Here is a 22,973-nt window from a genome sequence, read left to right on the forward strand (position 1 = left end):
TTAAAAACTATTTCAGCGACCACATCAGGGTATACTGATTGTCCGGGCCAAATACAGAAACCGCCTTTTGATAGCTGGCTTTGTTTTTGGCGCTTTCTGAATCGGGGTAAATGTACCGTTTGGGGATCCCTCTTCCAGCTGCCAGTGGACCAGTCACAAAAGCAGGATAACCTGTACGCCTTTGATCGAACCATCCTTCAGACCCTTTAAACAACATCGCCAGCCATTTCTGGGTGATCAACTGGGTTAAGGTGCCATCATATTTCACCAGCGCCTGATCGTAGTAGGCAGCAGGGGCAGATGCGCCATAGCTGCTCATGGATTCTTTGATTCCTTTGTAATACATGGATTCTGCAGTTTCTCCATTAAAGGTGAGTTTGCCTTTTTGCATGGCTTCTGCCAGGATAAAGCACATTTCTGTATAGGTAACCAGGCTGGCCTTCAGCAGTGGATTGGAGGTGCCTCCGTTTTTTCTGAAAAAAGAAGAAGAAAAAACAGAGACATGGTCTTCGCCACCATTGTATGCTGATGGAGCATCAATCGCATTGGGCACACCTACATATTTGTTGAAATCTACTGTTGATCCGGTGGTGGTTTTAACCGGCTCCACCCAGACCGGGAGCCTGGGGTCATTTCTTTCGATCAGCCTGTCCACAAGTTCTTTACTTACTTTGGTTTTCTGATAATCGAAGTCAATCATGGCCAGCGGGCCACCTGGCCAGCTGTAAGCAGCCAGGTTCCCCAGATAAGCTATTTCTGCATTGTCTGCACTGCTTTCGAAAATGGGGAATGCGCTTTTATCATTTACAATTTCCTGCATTTCGGTAAAGGCAGCGCTGTAGTTTTTAGAAATGCGCAGGAGCATACGTAAACGCAAGGTATTGGCAAACTTTCTCCAGGCCAGGGCTTTGCCCTTGAACATAACATCTCCTTTGGCATTTATTTCCTGTGAATTGCCTTTTAACAGGTCGTTGGCCTCCCTGAGTTCCTTTAGCAAATCTGGATAAATGGCTTGCTGCTGGTCGTATTCGGGATAGATCAGATTGGCTTCTTTAGACTTGAGCGCCTGGGAATAGGGGACATCACCATACAGATCGGTCAGATAACCAAAATTGAAAGCCTTAAGGATTTTGCTGATCGCGACATACTGGTTTTCTGTGCGTTTTTGTGCAGTTTCCATAAAAGTTTTATTCACGGACAGGCGTGCATAAATATCGTCCCAGTCAACCGGGCCCCAGTCCAGCAGGTCATAGCCCGTGTTGCGGACCAATGTAAGGTAGCGTGCTGCAGATGCCGGTCTTCGGCCCACTGCATTTTCCTGATAGGCATAAGCTGTGGAAATCAATACATCAGACATTAAAAACTCGGTGCTGGTTGTTTCAGGGGCATTGGGATTGGTGTTGATTTTTTCAAAATCTTTGGTACAGGCGCCCAGCAATGCAATGAGCAGGAGCAGGATGGTTTTATATTTGAATTTCATTTTGATTCAGGTTAAAAATTACAACTTAATTTACAGCCAAACGAGCGGGTGCCCGGTAAAGTCCAGTGGCCTACACCCAACTTAAAGCCTTCGGTTACGCTCATGGTGGTTTCCGGATCATAGCCCAGCCCATTCGCCGTCCAGGTGTACAGGTTTCTGCCAATCAGGGAAATAGAAAGATTGCTGATTGGAAGTTTTCGCAGGAATTTTTTATCAAATACATAGGTTAGGGAAGCTTCCCTGATTTTAAGAAAGGAGGCAGAATAGGTTAACCTTTCATAATACTTGTTATACGTGTTATTGTAAAAATCCGAAGCGGCAATGATGATTTTGTTTTCGCTCAGGCTGCCATCTGCATTGGCAATGTAGCCTGGAATGATCATCCCGTCATTTCTTTGTCTGCCCTGGGAATCGACCCATGGTAAACCACCGGTTTGCGCATCCCGGCCGGCCAGGGTGTTGTCTGTTAAGCCGGAATTGATGAGACTTTTGACAACATAGGAGTAAAAATTACCGCCTTTTCGCCAATCCAGAAGCACATTTAAAGTAAAGTTCTTATAACTGAAGGTATTGTTAAAGCCAACTGTAAAATCGGGATTATAATTGCCCACTTTGATGTATTCTGTATTGTTGCGGATGTAATGTCCTGTTTTGTCCAGCAGGGCTGCACCGGCATAAGGCCCGCTGCTTACTTTGGTATAACTTGGGGTATAAAAATCGCCTATTTTGGTTCCTTCTTTGATCAGATAGCGGATGTTGTCCCCATCGGCACTGCCCATGGAGTATTCTTTCAGCCCTTCAGATAAAGAGATGACCTTGTTTTCATTTTTGGTGAAATTGATGTTTGTTTCCCATTTAAAAGCACCCTGGAACGGAACCCCATTTAACCCGATTTCCCATCCACTGTTCTGAATGTTGCCCGCATTGATTAAGCGGTTGGAAGAACCGGAGGTAATTGTGGTAGGGATGTTGATGATCTGGTTTCTTTTATTGGTTTTATACCAGGTGACATCCAGCCCAAGACGGTTCTTGAAAAAGCGCAGATCTGCTCCAAATTCGTATGAGGTGGCAATTTCTGGTTTCAGGAAATTATTTTTAAGGTTAAATTCAATGGTAGCCCTTTTTACATCTCCCCAGTCCTGGTTAAAAGGAATGGTATTGTACAATTGATAGGGATCGGTATCACTGCCGACCTGGGCCCAGTTTGCCCTGATTTTAGCAAAGGATAATACATCAGACTTGATTTTGAAAACCTCAGTCAGGATACCGCTCAGGGATGCGGAAGGATAAAAATAAGAATTGTTCTGTGCAGGGAGTGTACTGGACCAGTCATTTCTGCCGGTTACATCCAGAAAAACCATATCCCTGAAAGAAACCTGCCCCAATCCATACAAGCTGTTGATCCGTTTACGGGAATTGTATTGTCCGTTGATAATGGTGCCCGCCTGGGCATTGGCAATGTTGTATACACCAGGAATGCTTAGGCTTTCAGTCCGCTGGGCAGTACTTCTGTTGGTTTGTGTCATTTGATTTCCACCAGCAGAGAGGTTAAATGACCAGTCGGGGTTTAGTATTTTTTTATAGCTCAGTAAAAAATCGGAATTCTGTTCTTTAAAAAAGGAATTGTCTATTCCATAACCTCCAAACTTAAAACGCTTGGAACTAAAAGGACGTTTGGTTTCATGTTCTTCATTGTATAAATCCAACCCTGTACGGACCATTAAGCTCAAGTCTTTGGTAATGTCCAAAACAGCTTGTACGTTACCGGTGATCCGGTTTCTGTTGTAAGCGTTGGTGTGCTGAAAAGCAACAAAGTAGGGGTTGTCAGAGTCATCAGCCGAAAACTGTTCTATATTTTCCCGTCCGGGTTTCCAGTAATTTCTCAGGTCATTGATGTTCATGTTCGGCGGAAGGGAGTAAAGCATTTGGGTAACGCTTTCCCTGTAAGCAGAAGGCCTGTTGTCACTTTGGTTGTTCACATAGCCCAAATTGGTACTGATCTTTAGCCTTGGGTGCAGCACATAGGTTGCCGACAGGTTAAGGGTATTCCTTTTCAGGTCTGTATTGGGCACAATGCCTTTGTTGCTCAGGTTCGTAAAGGAAAGTCTGTAATTGCCATCTGCATTTTTTCCTGTAATGGCAATATTATTGGTATAGGTAGCGCCTGTCTGATAAAAATTCTGAGGATTGTTCGGATAGGATACCCAATCTGTCGGTACAGGTTTTCCGCTGGCATCTAAAGGACTGTTCCATTGCAGGTGTTTGGTTCCCACATCCAGTCTGGGCCCCCAGGCAGATGAAGTAGAAGATGCGGGATCGTCGGTATATTCACCGCCCCCAAACTCGTGCTGGAAATGTGGAAACATCCAGGCTTTGTCATACATCGCGTTGGAGTTGAAGCTGATTCCAAGGCCTTTTTTAGCTGTAGTCCCGCTTTTAGTGGTAATCAGGACCACACCACTGCCCGCTCTGCTGCCATATAGTGCTGCAGCGCTGGCCCCTTTTAATATGGTAATGCTTTCTACATCGTCAGGACTGATGTCTGCAATCGGACTGCCATAGTCTACAGAGGAGCGTCCCACTTCTGAGGTTGCCCGAAGGGAATGTGCCACCGGGACACCATCCACCACAAACAGGGGCTGATTGTCGGTTGCAATAGAAGACTGCCCCCTGATGGTGATAAATGCACTGGATCCCGGATCCGAACCTGCACTGACCACGTTCACACCAGCAACTTTTCCCGCCAGCGCATTCACCACATTGACCTCTTTTACCGTGTTTACATCACTGCCCTTTACGGTGGCAATCGAATAGCCCAGGGCTTTTTCTGCACGCTTAATGCCCAGGGCAGTGACCACGACTTCCGAAAGTGCGGTTTCATCGGGTTGGAGGTTAACATTGATTACGCTTTCTCCCTGCAATGCAACTTCTTTGATCTGATAGCCCATCATTTTGAAAATCAGGCTGGTCGAAAGATCACTGACATTGAGATTGAAATCTCCATTCAAATTGGTACTGGTTGAATTTCCCGTGCCCTTTTCTATAACAGTTACTCCAGGTATGGGCAGGCCTTTTTCATCGTTCACCTTACCTTTAATCCGGGTCGCTTTTTTAATGATAATCCGGTTTTTCTCGATCAGGTAGGTAAGTTGCCTTGGAGGCAATATCCGGTTAAGTAAGCTGCCGAGGCTTTCATTTTCTGCCTTTAAACCATTAAGGTGTTGGTTTTCCAACCCGTCCTTATTGGTATAGACAAAATACATTCCGGTTTTCTTTTCTATACTTTTGAAAAGATCTGTTAAACTGCCTTGTTTAAAATTGAGGCTTACTTTAACGTTGAGTTCCTGTGCTTTTACAGGTGAGGCCTGCCCTGCCAGGAGCATGATGGAGAGCATAAAATAAATGAGGGCAAAAAAACGCATTGCGCTAAAAATTAATTGACTAGTCACTGCTGACTTTTTCATAACTTTGTATGTTTTAATCTTGATGGGTTAAAATAAAATTTAAAAATTCTTAGCTGTAGCATGCGCCAACATGCTGCAGCTATTTTCTGATGGTGTCTAATTACATTTACCTCCTTTTATATAAATGGTTTGTTTGTTTATGGTATAATGGATGTCAAATGTGAGTTCAATGGTCCTCATTACTTCTTTCATGCTCACATTGTCGAATTTTGCCGTCAGTTTACAATTGTCAAAAGAATGGTCACTGACAATTTTAACAGCGTATTTACGGGATATGCTTTCAAAAACCTCTTCCATTGGGGTCTTGTCAAAAACCATTTTTCCTGTTCTCCAGCCGGTTGATGTGCTGGCATCTTCTACATTTTCGCGTCGCAACTGAGCTGATTTTGTATCATATACCGCTTTTTGGTTTGGTAAAAGATGAACAACTGCCACTTGTCTGCCCGCTGAATCTACAGATACTGCGACCTTTCCGGTAAGGACAGTCACTTCGGGCCTGTGGTTTTTCCATGCCTGAATGTTAAAACTGGTTCCCAGTACCCTGGTCTGGATGTTTTGACTTTGAACAACAAATGGATGGGCAGGATCCTTTTTTACTTTGAAAAAAGCCTCTCCATTGAGCTTAACTGTTCTTAGGGCGGCATGCTTCAGGTTTTGAGGAAAGCTGATGCTGCTACCGGAATTTAAGCTGATTTCTGAGCCATCCGGGAGGATAACATTAACAATTTTACCCGCATCAGCGCTTCTGGTTGCCCAGACTACCGGCTCTTGCGAAATGGGCCAGACTTTTTTACCCGCAAAAACAAGGAATACCAGCGCTCCGGTGACTGTTGCTGCTACAGCTGCAGCCGGCCACCATTTGAACATTTTGACTTTTTTGGCGGGCACCTGATTGAGCTGTTGTTTTAGGATATGGAAGCTGTCTTTCCAGGATTCCTCGTCGGGCATTTGGGCAGTATCCTGCCAAATGGATAAGGCCTGCTCCAACTGATACTGGCGTTCAGGATCATGACCCGCCCAGTCTTTAAGGCCTTGTTTTAGCGTATTAATTTCCAGGTCACTGCTGCGGGGATTTTCCCTTGCAGCTATATATTCGAGTACGAGTTTCCAGGTTTGCGGATCCATTCCATGTTTTTATAACTACAGGACAAAATCAGCACAGGTACTACGGGCCGAAAGCTGTTAACTTTACATTAAGAAATGGTTAAGCTGTATTTTATCTGAATTCCGATTCGTTTTTCAGGACCATTTGCTGAAGAAATTGAAACCCTTTTACCAGGTGATCTTCCACGGTCCTGATGGATATATCCAGTAAGTTTGCTATTTCTTTATAGCTGAAACCTTCAATTCTGTACAGGTAAAAGATAAGGCGCCTTCGTTCTGGAAGCTGATCAATAAGGGCATAAAGCATTCGGTTGCGGTCTTTATTTTGTAAGACCTGGTCCGGGGTTTCTTTCAGATCAATAATTTCCGGCGCTTCATCTTCACCATCTAGATGCCAGAAGCCAGGCTTTGGGCTTTTGTGATAATTGAGGGATGCATTTTTGACGGCACGGAAAAGATAGGCTTTTTCATTGGAGAGCATGGTGTTGTTTTTCCATACGGAGATGAATACGTCATTTAAAATGAGTTGCGCCTCCTCGGTATCCTTGACCAGATAAACCGCATACTTTTTAAGTGTTGGGTACATACGCCGGTAAAGATCTTCGAATGTTTTTTCATCGAATTCCCTTCCTTGATAACCTTCGGATCCGGCAGTATTGTTTTCGCCCATAAACTATTTGGCCAAAATTAGAGCCGCCAAATGACAGGCATATTAACTGAATATTAAATGCTAATGATTCCGGAGGTAAATTGAACCTCGAAAGACTGAAGTTTCAGGGCGTGTTTTTGAAAAGCCTTGGGCTGGGTTGATTATACCAGATGCCCTAAACCCCAGCAATTGGGTAGCCTACCTTAAAAAGATATAACGATATTCTAACCTCCTCTTAAGGTGTTGCCGGATAGCCTCTAATGCTGATGGTCTACTTTTGCTTTCATCAGGTATTTTATTTCTTAAACCATTTAAATACAATTTATGAAGCAAATTATACTCGCATGGATCTGCCTTTTTTTAGGCGCTCAGGCGTTTGCACAAAACAGAGTCATTGAAGGGAGCATCAGGGATGCGGTCACAGCAGAACTCCTTCCCGGGGTTACCGTAAAGGTTTTCAACAGCAATATAGGAACAACTTCTGACGGGACCGGGCACTATAAATTAAATGTTCCGCCTGGCTATTTTCAGTTAAAATATTCTTTCATTGGATATAAGGATACGCTTATTACATTAAAGTCCGGAAACGGGCCACAGGATATTCTATTGAGCCCATCTGCACAGTTTCTCCAGGGAGTTGTTATTGCAGGTTATACCAGTCAGAGCAGGGAAAAATTAACGGGGTCCATTTCAAAAATTAAGGGGGCCGATGTGGGCGCTGCACCGGTTGCTTCTTTAGACCAGGCCTTGCAGGGGCGCGTACCGGGGGTGTACGTAGCCTCTGCATCTGGTTTGCCAGGTACGCCGGGCCGGGTGACCATACGCGGCATTGGCTCTTTGCAGGGTGGAAATACCAATCCACTTTACCTCATTGACGGCGTACCGGTTGAGCCGGCTTCCTTTGCAGCTTTTAATCCTGAGGATTTTGAATCTTATACTGTACTAAAAGATGCGGCCTCAACGGCACAATATGGTTCAAGGGCAGCGAATGGGGTAATTGTAATTACCACGAAAAAAGGACACAAAACGGCTGATGGAAAACTAATGGTGCACTATCAAAACCAGTTTGGTTTTTCTCAGGTCAACAATTCCAAATGGAACATGATGAACAGCGAGCAGCGATTACAGTTTGAGGAAATGCTTAAAGATCCCGCTTTTCCCGGCTGGCAATATTCAAGGAAAAACAATGTTAACCCTGATGGCAGCCTGAAAACAGAAGCGGATTATAATTTTGGGGACCACTTTCTGGATAGTTTGAGAGGTGTTAACAATCATTTGAAAAAATATCTGCTCAGAACCGCATTCACCCAGTCACACCATCTGGATGTTTCGGGCGGGACTGATCAAACTACTTATTATCTTTCTGGAGCTTATTTTCAACAGAACGGGGTATTGCGCAACTCAGGTCTGGACCGTTTCAGTTTAAGGTCCAATGTCGAACACCGGAGTGGAAAACTGAAACTGGGCCTGAATATAGGATTAGGGTATGTCCGCTCTAAAATAACTGAAGGTGATTTTAATGTATCCGAAACCAATCCTGTAGCTGCATTGTATTTCTCTTTACCTTATGAAAACCTTTTTAACCCCGACGGGACACTGGCTACCGGTACCAATAAATATGGGGCCAATGCACTTTCTATGTATCAGGACATCAGCCGGCAGCAAAACCAATTGAAAAGTGTACTCTCCGCCAATATTTCTTATCTGTTGGCCCCAGGTTTAAAATTAATGGGAAATGCGGGGCTGGACTTCCAGCAGATGCACAACACCGGCTATATCCGTCCGGATTCCTATTTGGGAAGCCTGGTAGACCGGGGAGCAGCGGGGAGTTATCAGAACGGTTATGTCAATAAACTGGGGATGATTGCCACTGCAGGCCTGTTGTATACCAGGTCCTGGGGCAAGCATGAAATTGAAGGGAATCTGCTTACCGAAGTGAATAAAAATACATTGAGCAGCTCTGGTTTTACTGGCTATGGCTTGATTCCTGGAATTATAGGTACACCTGCCGGCATCAGTCCGGGAACAAATGAAAATGCTTTTATTCCTTTGCTCAACGGTCAAAAATCTCAAAGCATTTTACTTTCCCAGATCGGTTTGTTCCGTTATTCTTTTGATCATAAATACACTTTCACCGCAAGTTTACGCCGGGATGGGTCATCCAGGGTGCCGGAAAGCAACCGTTACAGAATGTTTTATGCTTTGGGTGGTAGCTGGAACATTTCCGGGGAAGATTTCATGAAAGAAGGGAGTGTGTTCAGTAGTCTCCGTTTACGTGCAAGTTATGGGCGTACCGGGAATGCTTCAGGTTTTGCCAGTGACTTTGGATACCGGTCTCTTTACGGGGCAGCGGGCTATGGGGGGAAACAGGGGCTGATCCCTGTATTTCCAGGAAACCCGGCTTACAACTGGGAACTAAACGATATGGGTAATGCAGGACTGGAATTTGGATTTTTAAAGGACCGGATCCGGGGAAGTATTGATGTATACAACCGGATGACCTCTAATCTTTTTATTCAGAAACGCTTGTCTTATACTTCCGGTTTCGAAAGTATGGCCGCAAATGCCGGAAAAATCAGGAACAGGGGCATAGAGATGTTTCTGGAAGGGGACGTGGTACAGCAGAATGATTTTAAACTAAGCCTGGGACTTAACCTGGCTTATAATAAAAACAGGATAATGGATCTGGGAGGGCCAGATCAGGTCGTGACCGATGATTATTCCATTAACAGGGTCGGTATGCCTTTAGGCCAGTTCTATATGGTCAGATGGGCGGGGGTAAATGCCCAGACCGGGGCACCGCAGTACCTGGACGCTTCAGGAAACATCACCTCTACTTTTAATCCCGACGATGCGGTGCCGGTAAAAGGTTCTTTTGACCCCCCATTGAAAGGAGGATTTAATATTAGTCTGACCTATAAAAGATTTGAGCTGAATACCATGTTCACCTTTATCAAAGGAATGTACCGTTTGAATACAGCCGAACTGTTCAGGACCTCTGCTGATCCGAACTATAGGCAATACAATCAGTCGGTAGAGATGCTGGATATGTGGCAAAAACCTGGTGACATCAGTATGAACCCGGGAGCAGCTTACCCACGCTATATGACAGACCGCGAATTACAAAATGCAGATTACATTAAACTTCGTAATGTCCGCTTGGCTTACAGGGTTCCAGGATTTAAAAAAATGGGCAAATCCACGACAATGCAGGTGTTTCTACAGGGGCAAAACCTAATTACCTGGACCAGGTTCAAAGCCTTTGATCCTGAAGACGACAACAACTGGTACCAGTATGAATATCCATTGCCACGGACCATTACTGCAGGACTGAGCTTAACTTTTTAATTGATAAATCACTATAAAAACGAACAGATGAAACTAAATCATATCTTAAAAAAGACACTGCCTTTGCTTTTGTTTCTGGGCATATGCTCCATGTCTTCCTGTAAAAAAATGTTGGACATAAAACCCTCGGACCAACTCGATCAGGCCGATGTTTTTTCTTCGGTCGCTAAGCTGGAAATGGGCGTTACTGGTGTGTATGAAGGCTGGTATCCGGAATATGCCTTGAGGATCGGGACTCTGATGGCCGACGAATGTAGGATAGGCCCGCAGAATTCAGGCGTGAGTTCAGCTGGACAAAACCTGTTTCGCTGGACATTTTCCTCTGTTGATGAAGAAATACTTGCACCCTGGAAAAACGATTATACCGTTATAGACCGGGTAAACCGTTTGTTAAAAGGTTTACCGGCAGTGCCTGTGAAAAATGAAAAAGAAGCTGGGCAACTCAAAGCCATCAAGGGAGAACTGCTGGCCATAAGGGCCTGTCTGCATTTTGAATTGTACCAGGTTTATGCCTACTCCGGTGTCTACCGTGCGGAAGCTTATGCAGTGCCTTATATGCTGGAATCCAGTATTTCAAGTCAGCCTTCACGTCCTTTATCAGCTGCTTTTTTTGATTTATTCTATAAAGACCTGGACAATGCAGAACCATTGCTAAACAACGACAGCAATGTGCGCTTGGGCTTGAATGCTTTATGGGCGTTGCGGGCAAGGGCTGCTTTGTATACTCAAAAATATAATGAGGCCGTTTTGTATGCCGGCAAAGTTATAAAGCAAGTGCCTTTAGCAGGCAGGTCGGGTTTTGAAGCGATATGGACCGATCAGAATAACGCTGAGGTGATCTTTAAACTTAAAAGAACGGGCCTGAGCAAAATAAAACCGGGAGATCTTTTTTATAACATTAGTGCCGATAGGATGTTGTTCGTACCATCTGTTAAGTTAATGGCTTTGTATGACCCTGTTGCAGATGTGAGGTACACCAGCTGGTTTAAAACGGATTCTTCCCTGCCCGATAAAGGAGAGCTTGCTCAGTTTATCAGTAAGTATCAGGGAGAGAAAGGAACATTGAATTTAAGGGATTTGAAATTGTTCAGAACAGGAGAAATGTACCTCGTCCGGGCAGAGGCCGCTTTGTATAATGGCGATCAGCAAATGGCAGAAAAGGATCTTAACACCCTCAGAACAGCAAGGATTCAAGGTTATTCAGATCAGCACTTTAACGATAAAAACCAGCTTCAGGCTGCATTATCTGCCGAACGCTTTAAAGAACTCCCTTATGAAGGGCAGCGGTATTTCGATTTGAAACGCCAAAACCTTCCCTTGGAACGTTCTGCTGAAGACGCTGAAAGCAGTTTTCTTGCTTTAGCGCCTGATGCATTGCATTATTATATTCCCATTCCCCAGTCTGAGGTGATGGCCAATCCGAATATCCGTCCAAATAACAAAGGATGGTAGTATTGTAATTTACCTGTTGTGGTAAAAAAACGGCCTGTCAAATTAAATGACAGGCCGTTTTTATTTATAGAAGATGCTTTTATCTTTTCTAATGAAATTCTAAGGAATTTCTATTGAATCTCTAATGATCTTTTTCATGACATGGATTTACCTTTGCGACGCATTTAAGAAATAACAGATTATAAAAATTAAAAACGAATCCTTATGGACAGTGGTCCCAGTCAATTCATCAAATTATTAGACCCACCTCTTAAATAGCGTCCCTTAAATTCAAGCGGCCTGTTTATCCGGTACAATTTAAAAGGCCATGCTTAAAAAACATTTCAATACCCCGTTTCCTCAAACCTCTGCATCAGTTAACAGAATTCCCGTACAATTTAATTCTCAACAAAAACGTCATTCCAAAAAAAATCTGCAAAGCCAGGGCGCAGGTTGTTTTTCATTTTCTTTGAAAACTTCTTACGACCCGGAGGTGCTCTGCAGTATTTGGCTTGCTGACCACTAGACTTCAGACAAAATACACGAACAAATAAAGCCTGCTGTTTGCCGGAGGGGATAGTTATGCCATCATCGTACGGTTCAGTTGGGTTTTTACCCCGGCGATAAAGATATCGTCTGGCGAGCTATTGCAAAAAATATTTCATCAGAAAATGAATCCATAATTATGAAAATACTTCTAATAAAAGATATAAAACAGATACTGCTGTATGCGGCCATTAAAATAAAGGCTGAACATGAGTGTAAACTTATACTAACATTGCTATTGTTGCTATTCAGTTCGGTCACCCTGTTTGCACAGACTGTATTTAGCGGAAAAATCACCTCCACCAAAGGAGAAATCCTGCCAGGTGTAAGCGTTCATCTTGCCGGCACAAATACCGGAACAAGATCTGATTCAACTGGTACCTATACCATTCAGTTACGGGAAAAAGGTGGTACGCTTATTTTTAGTTATATAGGTTTTAAAAGCCAGGAAGTTAAAACCGGATCTTCTTCCGGCCGGCTGGATGTGGTTCTTGAACCTGCAGGCCAGGAGTTAACTGAAATCGTGATTACCTCCGGACTTGCTACAAATGTTAAAAGGAGTAATGCGGGCAATGCAATTGTTGCACTGCCTGCGGTCCGTTTAACGGGCACAACGGCTCCCTCAACATTGGACGGGGCAATTAGCGGTAAAATAGTTGGTGCAACAATTACACAAATGAGTGGTGCGCCGGGCGGAGGGGTTTCTGTACAGTTGCGGGGAATTTCTTCCATTACCGGTAGCTCACAGCCGCTTTTTATTATGGACGGGGTGATCCTGAACAATGCAAGTTTTGATGCCGGAAGAGGTACAAGTGCATTTACCGGGGCCAATAGTATTTCCAAAGGACAGGATAATCTGGCCAATCGCCTGGCAGACATCAATGCCAATGATATTGAGTCGGTAGAAGTGTTAAAGGGACCAAGCGCAGGCGCAATTTATGGTACCCTTGCAAACGCTGGAGTGGTAATTATCACCACAAAAAAAGGGTTCAATGGTCCTACAAAAATTACGTTCAGCCAGGATGTCGCAGCGATCTCTGCGACCAAATTACTTCCTTATGGCAGTTGGGACGAAGAAAAAATAAAAGCGTTTTATTCAGATCCCAACCAGCAAAGTGCAGAAATTGCAGCCTACAGGCAGGCTAAGGCATCTGGCCGGATTTACAATTATCCAAAGGAAATTTATGGCCATACGGCCCTGGGCACTTATAGTCAGCTGGGACTTAGCGGAGGATCGGAAAATACTAAATTTTATGTTTCGGGGGGGTACAACAACGAGAACGGGATTACAAAAAATACGGGTTTTAAACGGGCAAGCCTGCGGGCAAATATCAGCCACCGCATAAACGATCGCTGGGACCTTCAGTTCAATTCGGCTTATATGAACAATATAACCAACAGGGGCTGGGAAAACAATGACAATAACGGGGTAAATATCGGCACGAATTTAACCTCTTTGCCTTCCTATGCGCAGATCCATCGTCTGGAAGATGGTAGTTATCCGGTCAATCCTTACTATGCCGAAAACCCTTTCCATGTGTTGGATGCTTTTATCAATAGGGAAACCACCAATCGTTTTATTGAATCTTTCTCCACTTCTTATACACTGATCAGAAAAGATCATCACCAGTTAAAAGCAAGTTTTCAGGGCGGAATAGATTATTTAATGACTGAGGCCAAACTTTATGCACCGGATGATGCGCAATCACAACTGAATGCCATTAGCGGTTATCCAGGAGCATCCAGGTTTACCAATAACCGGAATGTGAACAGTAATTTTCAACTGGCATTGGTCAATACCCTGGATGGGGCAAGTTTTAGACACACCACCTCCGCTGGTTTGGTCCGCTTTAATCAGAACCTGAACATTCAGGCCGTGCAGGGTGAAGGCCTGCAAAGCGGACAGATCAATCCGGTAAATGCTGCTGTGCGTTCAAATTACAGTTATTTTCAGGAGCTCATCAATACCGGTGCATTTTTACAGCATGAAGTGAACTGGAGGGACCGCATCATTGCTACGGCGGCTTTAAGGATTGATAAGAATACAACCAATACCGCCTATAATACTTTTTATCCATTTCCAAAAGCTTCCCTGGCGGCAAACCTGACAAATTTCGACTTCTGGAATATTCCTGCCATTAATCAGTTTAAACTTCGTGCCGCCTATGGACAAACGGGTGGACCGGCGGCTTTTGGAAGTAATTTCAGCCCACTGAACCCTACCGTATACCTGAATACTTTGGGGATTACCGCTCCGGTTACCATTGGAAACAATAAGGTCAAATACGAAATTGCCAGTGAAATTGAATATGGTGCAGATTTTGGTTTTTTTAATAATTTAATTACCCTTGAACTCACGCTTTATACAAAAAAAGTAAAGAACCTATTACAGCCCTTTACATTAGCACCTTCTGTGGGTTATTCCAGTATCACCGGATACCCTATTGGTGATTTGCAAAATAAAGGTCTTGAAGTATCGCTTGGTGCCACCCCGGTCAATAAGGCCAATTTCAAATGGCATACCCAATTGAACTACTGGTACAACAGGAGCCTGATCACCCGGTTGGTTATCCCACCTTCAGCGGCTGGTCCAAACCTGGGCGCGCTCTATGGTTTTAATGAACTTAGGGTGGGACAGTCACCGACAGAGTTTGTAGGTACACCTTTAAAACCGGATGGAACATTAACCCGATATGGGGACGCACAACCTAAGTTCCAGCTGACCAGTTACAACAAAATTGATTTTCTTAAGCATTTTGAACTTTCCTTTTTACTCCACTGGAGCTACAAAAGCTATGTGAGCAATTTTACCAGGTTTCAACAGGATCAGGGTGGCCAGAGCCCCGACTGGATGGTGCCCACTCATTTTGATGCTTCCGGAAAACAAATTCCTGGAAATGCCATTCCTACTGGTCTTGCCAGACAAATTGGTTTGAATGCCGGGTATTTTATTGAACCAGCCAGTTATTTAAAACTCAGAGAAATAGGTCTTAGCTATACTATAGATAAATACAGCTTAAAAAAACTTTTTGGGGATCATGTAAAGGGTGTTAAATTGGGTATATCTGGAAACAACCTCCTCACGATAAGCAAATATACCGGACTGGATCCAGAAGTATCTGCATTTGGACAAACCTCTGTTGGCAGTAACTATGATATTGTAAGTGCGCCCTATACCAAAAGGCTGCTGTTCCACCTGGGCCTTGATTTCTGATCCGCTATCAAATTATTTCACCTTCAAAAAAAAGATTTATGAACAAGAAACTTATCATAATGGCTTCCTCAGTCATGCTACTGACTGTCATTTTTTCCTGTAAAAAAATATTCGACAATCCACAAATCAGCAATCCCAATGGGGCCGAACTGTCTACCGTATTAAAAAATGCGACGCGAAGCCAGTTGGTCCAGCTGGCCATTGGTACCTTTTCGGCCATGCGTACGGGTTACAACACCAGTCCTGGCAACGGGACCAGCAGTTATGAGTCTTATTGTAAGGTTGCCGGAACTTTAGGCCGCGAGGTTTATGTCATCAACCAGTCGGAAACCCGTTGGGTAAACGAGCTTGCAGGTCTGAACGGCGTACTCGATCCTGGCGCCTTTTACAATGGCTATTATTTTGCTTTTAGCAGTGCCAGGCAAACAGCTGCTATTTTGCAACAGGCTGCTTTAAATACTGGCTCGGTCAGCAGTCAGGAAAAAGCAGGGATTGAAGGTTTTTCAAATACAATCATGGCCTTTGAAATGCTGCACATTCTAAACATGCAGGGAAAAAACGGAATAAGGACAGACCTTGCCAATTACCTGCAACCAGGGCCCTTTGTTTCTTATGAGGAAGGTCTTAAGGCCATAAAAGGCTTATTGGACCTGGGCAGCAGTCAGTTAAAGCAGGCGGGAAATACCTTTATTTTTAATGCACCTTCTGGATTTTCGGGATTTGATACCCCTTTGTCCTTCCTTAAATTTAACCGTGCCGTTGCGGCAAGGGTGGCAATTTACCAGCAAGACTGGCCAGCTGCACTGAATAATTTAAAAGATTCTTTTTTTAGCCTGGATGGAGCACTCTCTACCGGACCGGTTTTTAACTGGAGCATTCCGCCAGATGCGCTGAATCCGCTTTATCAGCCCCTGGGAAATGCAGTGTCGGTTGTGGCCAACAATTCTTTTGCTGAGCAGGCCGAAGCAGGAGATGCAAGGCTTGGAAAAATAGCCCTGCGCAGCTCACCGATTAACCTGGTGGGGATTTCCGGGGCCAACGATGTCAATCTCTATCCGACAAATACCAGCCCTGTTTCTATTATCCGGAATGAAGAACTGATTCTTATTTATGCCGAATGCATGATACAATCCGGGCAATTTGATCAGGCCGTGCAAGCCCTTAACATCATCAGAACGCAGGCAGGAAAACTCCCTGTTTATTCGGGTTCCCTGACCAAGACTGCTTTAATCGACGAGCTTTTGAAGCAGAGAAGATACTCCTTGTTTTATGAAGGGCACCGCTGGATCGATATGCGCCGTTACGGACGTCTGGGTCAATTGCCTGTTGATCAGCCAGGACAAACGATTTTTGACGCCATGCCAAGACCACTGGCAGAACAAAACTGGAAATGATGCTGAAGACGAGTGATTTTTAAGTTTTCTTATGAGACTTTTGGCTAAAACCAATGTCCTTAAATAAACAAATCATCAGTTTTAAAATAGTTGCAATCACTTATGAAAACTACAATTCTAGCATCGGTTCTGGTGCTCTCTTTTATAGCCTGTCAAAAAGAAAACACAGGGTCTGAAAACATAAAAAGTAGTAATGAACTGGATCCCAGACCGCCTGCATCTGACAAAATATCCTGGTGGCAGCCCAAAGTTGGTGTGTCCTTTGACTGGCAGTTGGATGACTTGAAAAACGGGGATACTTTTACCGCTGATGTCGTGGATGTAGATGCATTTACAACAACCATTGAACAGGTTGCGGCATTGCATGCCCAGGGGAAAAAGGTAATTGCCTACCTTTCTGTAGGGACCATAGAAAACGACAGGCCGGATGTTTCTTTACTGCCCCAGGAAGTTATAGGTCAAGTATATCCGGAATGGCCAAAAGAACGTTGGCTGGATATTAAACAACTGGAAAAACTAAAACCCTGGCTCAATTCCCGCTTGAATATGATTATAAAAAAAGGTTTTGATGCGATAGAGCCGGATAATCTTGATGGCCACAATAGTAAAACCGGTTTTGACATAGGTTTAAATGACGCTAAAAAGTATTGCGATTATCTGATTAAACTGGCTCATGAAAATGGTTTGGGAATCGGACAGAAAAATGTACCGGAACTTTCTACAGTATACAGTGAAAAATTTGACTGGGCTTTAACTGAAGATGCATTTGACCAAGGCTGGCAAAAGGATTTGAAACCATATATAGATAAAAATAAACCCGTTTTTGCAGTAGAATATACCAACAAAACATCGGAAAAAAACTTTTCAGACGTGGTATGTCCTCAGGCCGGGCTTTTAAAGTATACGGCTATTCTTAAAAAAAAGGGCCTGGATAAATGGGTGTACAGGTGTCAGTAAATAAAGTTTTCCTATGGTTTGAGTAGGTGATAAAACAGGGCAGCTTTAACCAGAAAGCTGCCCTGTTTTTGTATGCTGCTCTTAATTAAAAGATTGCCGGAATTCCAGGGGAGAAGTATTTGTTTTTCTTTTAAAGAGCTTGTTAAAGGATTGGGGATGTTCAAAACCCAGTTGATAGGCCACTTCTGCTACCGATAAGTTGCTGGTGGATAAAATCTCTTTGGCTTTTTCGATTAGTTTTTGATGAATGTATTGTTGTGCATTCTGGGCAATTAGAGAACGCAGCATGTCACTTAAATAGCGTGCGGAAACATTCAGTTGTTCTCCAAGATACTGCACAGTGGGCAAACCCTTTATCAATGCAGTTTTGTCATTGAAGTAACCATCAAGTAAAGCTTCTGCTTTTGCCAGCAAATCGTTATTTACGGCTTTGCGGGTTATAAACTGACGTTTGTAAAAACGATTGCTGTAATTGAGCAGCAATTCGATTTGCGAAATGATCACATCCTGACTGTATTCATCTATACCGGACTGAAGTTCCTCACCAATATTTTTCAAAATGGTAAGTATGATTGATTTTTCCTTTTCAGACAAATGCAGTGCCTCATGGGTATCGTAAGAAAAGAACCCATAGTTTTTGATGTTTTTCCCTAACGGATAATTCCGGATCAAATCGGGATGAATGAGTAAGGTCAGGCCCTGGTATTCGGCATCGTCTGTAATGGCCAGCAACTGGTTTGGGGAGGTAAAGGCCATACCACCTTCATCAAAGTCATAATAGTTTTGTCCATACCTTATTTTTCCGCTAATACCTATTTTATAAGAAATCTTATAAAAATTAAGCAGGAAGGAGTTGGGCAGCTGTTCTTTTTTAACGCTTATTTCTGTATTGTCCACCAGACTAACCAGCGGGTGCAAAGGTTTATGCAAGCCCAGCACCCGGTGTAAGTCGGATATAGAATTGAACTGATGCGGAATAGGCGTTTCCTTTTTCACCTGATAAAGATAAGTTTTAAAATTTTTTAGTCTTCTAAAAATGTTTGTGCCATCTGAGTCCTGAAAGTTTCATCACCGAGTTGCAAGCGTTGTGCATACAGTGCTTTTGCATCTTCACCTGCAACATATCTTAATTTGTCTTCTCCATCCGTTGCGGCCTGGTAAACAACCTGGGCAATTTGAAGGGCTGGTGTGAAATGATCTTCATTCAGACTGGAAAACATTTTATCCATCCACTTTTCATAAGCAGGGTGTGTGGACATGTCTGCGGAACGGCTTAGAAAATCTGTTTGAATGCCCCCCGGGGATACCGTTTTGATGCCCACGCCAATTTTTTTCAACTCAAAGGCCATACTTTCGCTCCAACCCTCCAATGCCCATTTTGTGGCATGGTATACTGAACTGAAAGGAAAGGTGATCAGACCGCCTATGGAAGAGGTGGTGATAAAGAGGCCGCTTTGTTTTTTCCTGAAATAAGGGATAAATGCTTGCGTAACCCTGATGACCCCTAAAAGATTGGTGTTTAACTGGCGGACCAGCTGTTCATCACTGATCGATTCCAGGGGTCCCATTAAGCCGTAACCCGCATTGTTAAACACCACATCAATATTTTCCATAGCAATGGCTTTTTGAGCAGTTGCGATAATTTGTTCCGGATTGGTCACATCAAGGGGAAGCAGGGTAATGTTTTCGATCAGGTTCAGTTCTTTTTCATTTTCGGGCTTGCGCATCGTTGCGATTACCCTCCAGCCTTTTGCAGCAAAGAGTTTTGCGGTTTCTTTTCCCAGGCCTGTAGAGGCTCCTGTTATTAATATTGTTTTCATCTGTTTAATATTTGTTTGTATACCTATTTACAATACAAAGTTGTCAGAAAACAGAATGGTCCATGTTGCCATAGTGAAGATTATTGTAGCCAAAATGACGGGACAAAGAAATTAACCAATTTGGTTTTTCTCTTTAAATAAGAAGATCTCCTCTACTGCTTTGGGGTATCCACCCGCCTGGCGAAATGAATCTGCAATTTTTTTTGTGTTGGTTTTATAGGAAGGGTCATTGAGCACTCTCTCTGTAGCCCCGATCAGTTTTTGAGCACTTAAATCTGCCACATCCAGCGATAGCGTTGCCCCAAGTTCCGCAGCCCTTTTAGCCAAAAGAGGCTGGTCGGCCCCAAGCGGTAGACAAATAAAAGGTACTTCGGCACTGATCAGATCGCTGATGCTGTTCATACCTGCATGGGTAATGGCGATATCTGTGTGTTTTAATAGGGTCGATTGAGGAACATAATCCATTACGATAAAATTCTCAGGAAAAAGGGCTGGGGACAAGTCCACCTGATGAGCGGCCATGACCACTATTCCAGGCCAGTTTTTAAAAGCCTCGAAAAATAAATGATATAAATGTGTATCAAAATTGCCAAAAACCGTTCCCAACGAAATGTACATAACCTTTTTTCCATGAAGTTTTTCAAAAGGAAAATCCAGATTTTCTTTGCGCTCAAAGACAGGTGGACCAACGAATTTATACGTATCATCGAAGAATTCCCGGTCAGGTACAAAATATTCAGAAGTGTAAACCAGGTTCAGTGTGGCTTTGTTCATGAGCAATTCCATGAGTCGTGCCGGCATGTTAATCGAATAGCTTTGTTCAAGCGATGCCGCAATATGACTATAGTTTTCCAATAATTCCCCGGCCCCCGGAAATTTACTGAAGTCCCTGCCGGAAAAATCGCGGAGACCGGCGTACACCGCAAGTGATGAAACCGCAGATATACCCAGGATCTGGACCATAGGTTGGGTAAAAATAAAGGCTGCCGAGTGGATCAGGTAATCGAATTTTATATCCCTGGTCTGATTCAGGATGTCGGCAATAATAACAGGGGCATCACTGATCACTTTGTACATGGCCGTGAAAAGGCCGCCAGGTTTGCCGGATGTCTGTCCAGCGCCTGGTGTAAAAATATCCAGATTGCGATTGTAAGCTTTAAAAATTGCTCCTGCAGCTTCTATTTTTTCCTTGAAGGGTTCTGACGCAAAATAAATAACTTTTTCACCCTGTTTAACCAGTTCACTCACTAAACCCAAAGTCGGGTTTACATGCCCGTGAGAAGGCATACCTAAAAATAATACTGTTGACATTGATTCTCGTTTTTAAGGAAGACGCGGCAACTGTGGTTTTACTTTAAATCATTTTTTCAGATCAGCTGTTGTTACCTTGGGCAGTGTCTTCTGCGGAATATGCTTTCAATACATTTAAGGAAGGTGCAAAAAACAAGCTTCCGGTTTGTGCAGTGCTGAAATCCAGTATCCGGTCGTAATTTCCTTCTGGCACCCCTATAAACATTCTTTCCAGCATTTTTCGGGTGGTACTGAAGGTATTGGCGTAAGCAATAAAATAAGTGCCGACCTCATTTTTTGCCGGACTCCCAAAAGGCATGTTGTCCCTTACAATTTTTAGTTCGTTTCCATATTCATCTTCCAAGGCCGCCAGGGCACTGTGTGAGTTATCGGGTTTAACCTCATCAGGCATTTCAATATCACTCATTTTATACCTTCCAATTACTTTTTCCTGCGCTTCAACAGGTAGTTTTGTCCAGTCCTGCATATTGTGCAGATATTTTTGTACAAAAAGATAACTTCCACCTTTGTATGCCGGATCTTCCTCACCCACAGTTGCAAAAAATTGCCGCTGGTCTCCGATTGGATTTTCCGTTCCATCTACAAAACCCAGAATAGACCGTCCGTCCCAGTACCGGAAGCCATGCACCTCTTCCAGACAATCGGCGACAGGAGACAGGACCTGGGTGATGGCACTCATCATGTCAAAACATACAGACATATCTGTGCCCCGCAAATGAAAATGCAGGTCACCGGGTGTGGCTACAGCTACATGTTTTGAGCCGCTGATGGCTTCAAAGTTTTTCAGTTCTCTGGGGAGTGGTTTGGGGAGCGAAAGTTGTATCCAGGCATCATATCCAATGCCCATGACGCAACTGCTTCGTCCGTCCGGGACCCGGATGGTAAAGGAATGATTAAGGTTTGCAACCAGACCGCAAAGCTCCTGGAAAGCATTTTTTACTGCTGCATTTTGTTTAAATTTCCAGACAGCGAATATGGTGTTGTTATTCGGATAGTCGGTGATGTTCTGTGGTTCCTGTACAATGGGTCTTTTCATCATGGTGATGTATATTGCTTAAAGGGATATTGTTTTTAAATGTGTACCTTCGGCGCTTTTATCAATTACGTGCAAATTATGAAACTTGAAGAACAACTACTCAGCAGGAGTGAAAAAAAATGTGAGCTATGCGGATCAGAAGATAACTTAAGTATTTATGAAGCACCTGGACGGACCAACCATACGATAGAAGAATGTGCGATGATTTGCGGAAAGTGTATGGCGCAAATTGAAAAAAAAGAAGTGCTGGACAGTAAACATTGGCAATGCCTGGGTTCCAGTATGTGGTCGGAGGTTCCGGCAGTACAGGTCATCAGCTGGCGTATGTTAAACCGGCTAAGGCAGGAGAGCTGGGCTATTGATTATCTGGATATGATGTATCTTGATGATGCAGTCCTGGATTGGGCGAAAGCGACAGGTGATCATGAAAACGATTCGGTTGTTGAATTTCATAAAGACTGCAACAATAATATTTTAGAAAACGGTGACACCGTGGTTCTGATTAAAACACTTGATGTTAAAGGTTCTAGTCTAAGTGCAAAATTAGGCACAGTAGTTAAAAATATTAAGCTGGTAGAGGACAATAAAGAACAGATTGAAGGTAGGGTGGAAGGCCAGCTGATTGTTATTCTTACTAAATTTGTCCGTAAGCAAAGCTAAGCGGCGCGTTCAAAGGTTAACCGTGATAAACCCTTGAAGCGGTGATTTCACCATCATTGACTTCCAGAACTTCAGCAACGAGCATATCTGGTTCGTTCTCTACGGTTCTGGTGTATTCCATAAAAACCCGTTTTTCATTTGCGGTAAAAGACTGAGGCTGGTAATGCAATGTCGGTAAACGGTCAAAAGCGTCTTTCCACCATACCCGCAGGGCTGCTTTTCCACTGATGAGTCCATTGGTCTGGGGCTGTCTTAATTTTAACTTTGGGCTGAAATGGATGGCTTGTGGATGGTATAAGGCTAAAAGTGCCTCCAGGTCGTGTGCATTAAAGGCGTCGAACCATTTTTGGGCAATGGCTTCCAAAGAAATGCTGTTCATATGTAAATCGTTTTGTGCGTAAATTAGAAAAAATAAGGGAATTTGTATTCTTGTCTGTCATGTTCCGGATCGATCAATACCAAAAAATAGTTATCTTTATAAGAACTGCCTTTGGCCGCTTAAATCTATAATTAAATGGCTCACCCTTAATTTGGCCCGCTTGAAGGAACAATTTTTAAC

The 22,973-nt window shown here is 43.5% G+C and carries 15 protein-coding genes; 6 read left to right on the forward strand and 9 right to left on the reverse strand.

The window, feature by feature from the left end:
• Positions 1-7: 7 nt before the first annotated feature.
• The 4 genes from B0O44_RS09490 to B0O44_RS09505 all read right to left on the reverse strand — a co-directional run bounded on the left by B0O44_RS09490 (position 8) and on the right by B0O44_RS09505 (position 6,718).
• Positions 8-1,480, reverse strand: coding sequence for a SusD/RagB family nutrient-binding outer membrane lipoprotein (locus tag B0O44_RS09490; protein WP_110829630.1), 1,473 nt, complete (start codon positions 1,478-1,480; stop codon positions 8-10).
• Positions 1,481-1,491: 11 nt separating this feature from the next.
• On the reverse strand, positions 1,492-4,944 hold the full coding sequence (locus B0O44_RS09495; RefSeq protein WP_110829631.1) for a SusC/RagA family TonB-linked outer membrane protein: 3,453 nt from the start codon (positions 4,942-4,944) through the stop codon (positions 1,492-1,494).
• Positions 4,945-5,040: 96 nt separating this feature from the next.
• On the reverse strand, positions 5,041-6,069 hold the full coding sequence (locus B0O44_RS09500) for a FecR family protein (RefSeq protein WP_110829633.1): 1,029 nt from the start codon (positions 6,067-6,069) through the stop codon (positions 5,041-5,043).
• A 91-nt stretch (positions 6,070-6,160) separates the two neighbouring features.
• On the reverse strand, positions 6,161-6,718 hold the full coding sequence (locus tag B0O44_RS09505) for an RNA polymerase sigma-70 factor (protein WP_110829634.1): 558 nt from the start codon (positions 6,716-6,718) through the stop codon (positions 6,161-6,163).
• Positions 6,719-7,021: 303 nt separating this feature from the next.
• On the opposite strand from B0O44_RS09505, the gene B0O44_RS09510 reads away from it, so the two are divergent.
• From B0O44_RS09510 to B0O44_RS09535, 5 genes are all read left to right on the forward strand, one after another.
• Positions 7,022-10,045 (forward strand): SusC/RagA family TonB-linked outer membrane protein, encoded by a 3,024-nt coding sequence (locus B0O44_RS09510; protein ID WP_211321354.1) that lies wholly within the window; start codon positions 7,022-7,024, stop codon positions 10,043-10,045.
• A gap of 27 nt (positions 10,046-10,072) precedes the next feature.
• Positions 10,073-11,497 (forward strand): RagB/SusD family nutrient uptake outer membrane protein, encoded by a 1,425-nt coding sequence (locus B0O44_RS09515; RefSeq protein ID WP_110829638.1) that lies wholly within the window; start codon positions 10,073-10,075, stop codon positions 11,495-11,497.
• Positions 11,498-12,161: 664 nt separating this feature from the next.
• On the forward strand, positions 12,162-15,236 hold the full coding sequence (locus B0O44_RS09525) for a SusC/RagA family TonB-linked outer membrane protein (RefSeq protein WP_110829641.1): 3,075 nt from the start codon (positions 12,162-12,164) through the stop codon (positions 15,234-15,236).
• Between the two features lie 38 nt (positions 15,237-15,274).
• Positions 15,275-16,630 (forward strand): RagB/SusD family nutrient uptake outer membrane protein, encoded by a 1,356-nt coding sequence (locus B0O44_RS09530; protein WP_110829643.1) that lies wholly within the window; start codon positions 15,275-15,277, stop codon positions 16,628-16,630.
• A 102-nt stretch (positions 16,631-16,732) separates the two neighbouring features.
• Entirely contained in the window at positions 16,733-17,587 is an 855-nt protein-coding gene (locus tag B0O44_RS09535; RefSeq protein ID WP_110829645.1) for an endo alpha-1,4 polygalactosaminidase, read from the forward strand.
• An 81-nt stretch (positions 17,588-17,668) separates the two neighbouring features.
• Here the strand turns inward: B0O44_RS09535 and B0O44_RS09540 are convergent, their stop codons facing one another.
• From B0O44_RS09540 to B0O44_RS09555, 4 genes are all read right to left on the reverse strand, one after another.
• Positions 17,669-18,583 (reverse strand): helix-turn-helix domain-containing protein, encoded by a 915-nt coding sequence (locus tag B0O44_RS09540; RefSeq protein ID WP_110829647.1) that lies wholly within the window; start codon positions 18,581-18,583, stop codon positions 17,669-17,671.
• A gap of 26 nt (positions 18,584-18,609) precedes the next feature.
• Positions 18,610-19,407, reverse strand: coding sequence for an SDR family oxidoreductase (locus B0O44_RS09545; RefSeq protein ID WP_110829649.1), 798 nt, complete (start codon positions 19,405-19,407; stop codon positions 18,610-18,612).
• A gap of 111 nt (positions 19,408-19,518) precedes the next feature.
• Entirely contained in the window at positions 19,519-20,718 is a 1,200-nt protein-coding gene (locus B0O44_RS09550; RefSeq protein ID WP_110829651.1) for a macrolide family glycosyltransferase, read from the reverse strand.
• Positions 20,719-20,779: 61 nt separating this feature from the next.
• The gene (locus tag B0O44_RS09555) at positions 20,780-21,757 is read right to left on the reverse strand and encodes a Dyp-type peroxidase (RefSeq protein ID WP_211321355.1); all 978 of its coding nucleotides are present in this window, start codon (positions 21,755-21,757) and stop codon (positions 20,780-20,782) included.
• A gap of 75 nt (positions 21,758-21,832) precedes the next feature.
• Here B0O44_RS09555 and B0O44_RS09560 point away from each other — a divergent pair, with 75 nt between their 5' ends.
• Positions 21,833-22,414: a PhnA domain-containing protein gene (locus tag B0O44_RS09560; RefSeq protein ID WP_110830416.1), complete on the forward strand. Its 582-nt coding sequence runs from the start codon at positions 21,833-21,835 to the stop codon at positions 22,412-22,414.
• 16 nt (positions 22,415-22,430) lie between these two features.
• Here B0O44_RS09560 and B0O44_RS09565 read toward each other — a convergent pair whose 3' ends face one another.
• Positions 22,431-22,793 (reverse strand): nuclear transport factor 2 family protein, encoded by a 363-nt coding sequence (locus B0O44_RS09565; RefSeq protein WP_110829653.1) that lies wholly within the window; start codon positions 22,791-22,793, stop codon positions 22,431-22,433.
• Positions 22,794-22,973: the final 180 nt, after the last annotated feature.

This window comes from Pedobacter nutrimenti (assembly GCF_003208655.1).
GTDB classification, from domain to species: domain Bacteria; phylum Bacteroidota; class Bacteroidia; order Sphingobacteriales; family Sphingobacteriaceae; genus Pedobacter; species Pedobacter nutrimenti.